The following is a 3,601-nucleotide window of genomic DNA, read 5'->3' as shown; positions in this document are numbered from 1 at the left end:
CCGGACCGGGGCCCTGGCTCCGTCGTCGTGAGCGCCACCACCGGCGACCCGTCAGGCGGTCGCCGATCGGCGGCGCAGTCTTCCCGCGGGGCGCAGCAGCAGCGACAGCGAGGCCACCGAGACGATCACCGCGCCGAGCAGCACCACCAGCAGGTGCCCGGCGTCCAGCGCGCTGTGCATGACGAAGGCCCCGAACAGGGCGCCGGCCACGCCGGTCGACAGGACCAGGTGGCGGGACGGCAGGCGGTGCGCCAGCCGGTGCGTGGCCGCCCAGGCCAGAGCCAGGCCGAGGATCGCGGAACTCAGCGCTTCCAGGAGCATGTCGGGGGTCCCTCCCACATGGCCGGCCTGCCCAAATCGGTCGTAGCCCGTCCTACCCCTGACCTGCGGAATCCAATCCACTCCTGTGGGCGACTTGTGCTCCATCCGTGGAGGAACCCCGGTGCCGCAAGGGGCGTGCGGACGCCGAGGGGGCGGGCGGCAAGCGCCGGGAAACGCCGAGGGGGCGGGACGGCCGCAGCCGTCCCGCCCCCTCGCACACGAGCGCCTACAGCGCGCCGAAGCCCACCTTGCGCGGGGCCGGCTCGCCGATCTCGACGTAGGCGAGGCGGTCGGCCGGGACGAGGACCTTGCGGCCGTGCTCGTCCACGAGGCTCAGCAGCGGCGACTTCCCGGCCAGCGCCTCGGACACCGCCCGCTCGACCTCATCGGCACTCTGACCGCTCTCCAGAACGATCTCGCGGGGCGCGTGCTGCACGCCGATCTTGACCTCCACGGCTATGTCCCTCCGACGGTCAGTGAGGTGCGCGAACTTCCGCGCCGTACGCAGCACACATTAGCCCGGTGAGGGGACGTACACGCTCCGCCCGAGAACGCCACGAGCGAACACCGGACGGGAACAACGCGCCCGTCAGTGGTGCTGCTGGTCCGTCCCGTGCAGCGGGAAGCCCGCGATGCCGCGCCACGCCAGCGAGGTCAGCAGCTGCACCGCCTGGTCGCGGGGCACGCTGCGGTCGCTGTGCAGCCAGGAGCGCGCCACCACCTGGGCGAGCCCGCCCAGGCCCGAGGCGAGCAGCATCGACTCCGCCCGCGACAGGCCCGTGTCCTCCGCGATCACGTCGCAGATCGCCTCGGCGCACTCGTTGGTGACCTTGTCGACACGCTCGCGCACCGCCGGCTCGTTGGTCAGGTCCGACTCGAAGACCAGCCGGAAGGCGCCGCCGTCGTCCTCGACGTACGCGAAGTAGGCGTCCATCGTCGCCCGGACGCGCTGCTTGTTGTCGGTCGTCGACGCGAGCGCGTGCCGTACGGCCTGGATGAGCGACTCGCAGTGCTGGTCCAGCAGGGCGAGGTAGAGGTCGAGCTTGCCCGGGAAGTGCTGGTAGAGCACCGGCTTGCTGACGCCGGCGCGCTCCGCGATGTCGTCCATCGCGGCCGCGTGGTAGCCCTGGGCCACGAAGACTTCCTGGGCGGCGCCCAGGAGCTGGTTGCGTCGGGCACGGCGCGGCAGGCGTGTGCCCCGCGGGCGAACCGCCTCTGTCTGCTCGATGGCTGTCACGCCGCCTCCCATAGTCGTCCACGTGCGGATCTGGCCGCGTCGCCATCGTACTTTTCGGTAACCGTGGTGTGCGCGGTGAGAGCGCAGAATTTCACGGACCGGACGGTTACGAAAACGGTCGAGTAGGTTTCAAACAGGGTCAGAGCGGGCAAAATGCGGCTCCTTTCCTGCTCGGTGGCGCGATCCGTGGCCCGCCGGGGGTGAGCGTCACCGGTAGTCGTCCTCGTCGAGCGAGACGATCCGGGCCTGTTCCATCAGGTCGGCCTCGCTGGCGCGGTCCGGGTCGACGGCGGTCAGCGGGTCGTCGCGGTCCGGCGCGAGGTCCGCCCGCTGCTCGGCCGCGTCGACCTCGGGCGCCTCGACACCGAACTCCGGCGTCTCCGGCGCGTCCTCGGCCTCGAAGGTCTCCGGGTCGGTGGGGTCTACGGCCATGCTGGGCTCCCTTTCTACGAACGTCCCTGGGAATGCAGGGGCCACACGCGGGTGCCCTCTGTCCGAGCCTAGGAGACACCCGATCCGGACGCTATGCGATCCGCGTCCGGGGCGTGACGCGATGCGTATCCCTTCGACTGCTATCCATGGTGCTCCCGAGTGCCTCCTCCGTTCCCTTCCCAACGGGCCTGATCCTGTGACGGCGAACACAGGCGAACACATGAGTCACTGCGTGATCGTCTCGTAACATTGCCGCATGTCTTCGACCGAGCTGCCGTTCGTGCCGCCCGCCAATGTGCTGCCGAAGGTGGGGACCGTCCGGGTCGCGGAGGGGGAGCGGCTGAGGTCGGTCGAGCTGCCCGGGGTCACGCTGACGGTGCGGTCGAGGCCGCCCGCGCGAGAGGAACTGCCTCCCGCCCTGTGCGTGCACGGGCTCGGGGGGTCCTCGCAGAACTGGTCGGCGCTGATGCCGCTGCTGGAGGACGTCGTCGACCCCGAGGCCCTCGACCTGCCGGGCTTCGGCGACTCGCCGCCCCCGGACGACGGCGACTACTCCGTCACGGGCCACGCGCGCGCGGTCATCCGCTACCTCGACGCCTCCGGTCGCGGGCCCGTGCATCTGTTCGGAAACTCGCTCGGTGGCGCCATCACCACCCGTGTCGCCGCGGTCCGGCCCGATCTCGTCCGTACGCTGACGCTTGTGTCACCCGCCCTGCCGGAAATCCGAGTGCAGCGCTCCGCCGTGCCGACGGGGCTGCTCGCCGTGCCCGGGATCGCCCCGCTCTTCACGCGCCTCACGCGCGAGTGGACCGCGGAACAGCGCGTCCGTGGCGTGATGGCGCTGTGCTACGGGGACCCGGGGCGGGTCACGCCGGAAGGATTCCGCAACGCGGTCGAGGAGATGGAGCGGCGGCTGCGGCTGCCGTACTTCTGGGACGCGACGGCGCGCTCCGCGCGCGGGATCGTCAACGCGTACACCCTCGGTGGCCAGCACGGACTGTGGCGCCAGGCCGAGCGCGTCCTCGCGCCGACCCTGCTCGTCTACGGCGGCCGCGATCAGCTCGTCGGCTTCCGCATGGCCCAGAAGGCGGCCCGGGCTTTTCGCGACTCGCGGCTTGTGACGTTGCCGGACGCCGGGCACGTGGCCATGATGGAGTACCCGGAGACGGTCGCCATGGCGTTCCGTGAACTGCTGGAGGACTCCGGAGAGTTGGGTACGCAGCGCGCGCGGCGGGCGCGGAGCGCGGCGGACAGTGGTGACTCGCGTGCCCGCGCGGACGACGCCGTCGACCGGCACACCACCGACGAGAGCATGGGGGGCTGAGGCGCGACGTGGGACGCCACAGCCGCCGAGGGCCCGTCGCCAAGGGCGACACCTCGGACACCACCGCAGTGCGGGACGGCCGGGACGGGCCGGCGCAGGGGACCGGGCCGGGCCGGACACCGGACGAGGGTCGGGGTGCCCGGCCGGCACCGCCCGGGCCCGGGCAGGGCGGCTGGCCGCCGCCGGGCGCGGGCGCTCGCCGCGTGCCGGGGCCACGGCCCGCACCGGCCGCACCGCCACGCGGGGTGCCTCCGTATGTGACGCCCCAGAACGTGACGTCCCAGAAC

At 72.2% G+C, this 3,601-nt stretch carries 5 protein-coding genes; 1 reads left to right on the top strand and 4 read right to left on the bottom strand.

Annotation, left to right across the window (positions count from 1 at the left end; genetic code table 11):
- Positions 1–51: 51 nt before the first annotated feature.
- The 4 genes from RIN80_RS19870 to RIN80_RS19855 form a co-directional block, all read right to left on the bottom strand.
- The gene (locus RIN80_RS19870; protein WP_309096966.1) at positions 52–321 is read right to left on the bottom strand and encodes a hypothetical protein; all 270 of its coding nucleotides are present in this window, start codon (positions 319–321) and stop codon (positions 52–54) included.
- Between the two features lie 226 nt (positions 322–547).
- The gene (locus RIN80_RS19865) at positions 548–775 is read right to left on the bottom strand and encodes a DUF3107 domain-containing protein (RefSeq protein ID WP_309096965.1); all 228 of its coding nucleotides are present in this window, start codon (positions 773–775) and stop codon (positions 548–550) included.
- Positions 776–910: 135 nt separating this feature from the next.
- Positions 911–1,558: a TetR/AcrR family transcriptional regulator gene (locus RIN80_RS19860; RefSeq protein ID WP_309096964.1), complete on the bottom strand. Its 648-nt coding sequence runs from the start codon at positions 1,556–1,558 to the stop codon at positions 911–913.
- A gap of 207 nt (positions 1,559–1,765) precedes the next feature.
- Positions 1,766–1,990, bottom strand: coding sequence for a hypothetical protein (locus tag RIN80_RS19855; protein ID WP_309096963.1), 225 nt, complete (start codon positions 1,988–1,990; stop codon positions 1,766–1,768).
- 256 nt (positions 1,991–2,246) lie between these two features.
- On the opposite strand from RIN80_RS19855, the gene RIN80_RS19850 reads away from it, so the two are divergent.
- Complete coding sequence (locus RIN80_RS19850; protein WP_309096962.1) at positions 2,247–3,314, top strand: alpha/beta hydrolase; 1,068 nt, start codon at positions 2,247–2,249, stop codon at positions 3,312–3,314.
- The last annotated feature ends 287 nt before the right edge of the window (positions 3,315–3,601 follow it).

Source organism: Streptomyces sp., assembly GCF_031181705.1.
Lineage (GTDB): Bacteria > Actinomycetota > Actinomycetes > Streptomycetales > Streptomycetaceae > Streptomyces.
Note: the sequence above shows the minus strand (reverse complement) of the source record. Positions and strands in the feature narration are given on the sequence as shown.

Bases quoted from the DNA above. Each gene is read 5' to 3' on its own strand.
- RIN80_RS19870 (WP_309096966.1), bottom strand. From the start codon at position 321: ATGCTCCTGGAAGCGCTGAGTTCCGCGATCCTCGGCCTGGCTCTGGCC.
- RIN80_RS19855 (WP_309096963.1), bottom strand. From the start codon at position 1,990: ATGGCCGTAGACCCCACCGACCCGGAGACCTTCGAGGCCGAGGACGCG.
- RIN80_RS19850 (WP_309096962.1), top strand. From the start codon at position 2,247: ATGTCTTCGACCGAGCTGCCGTTCGTGCCGCCCGCCAATGTGCTGCCG.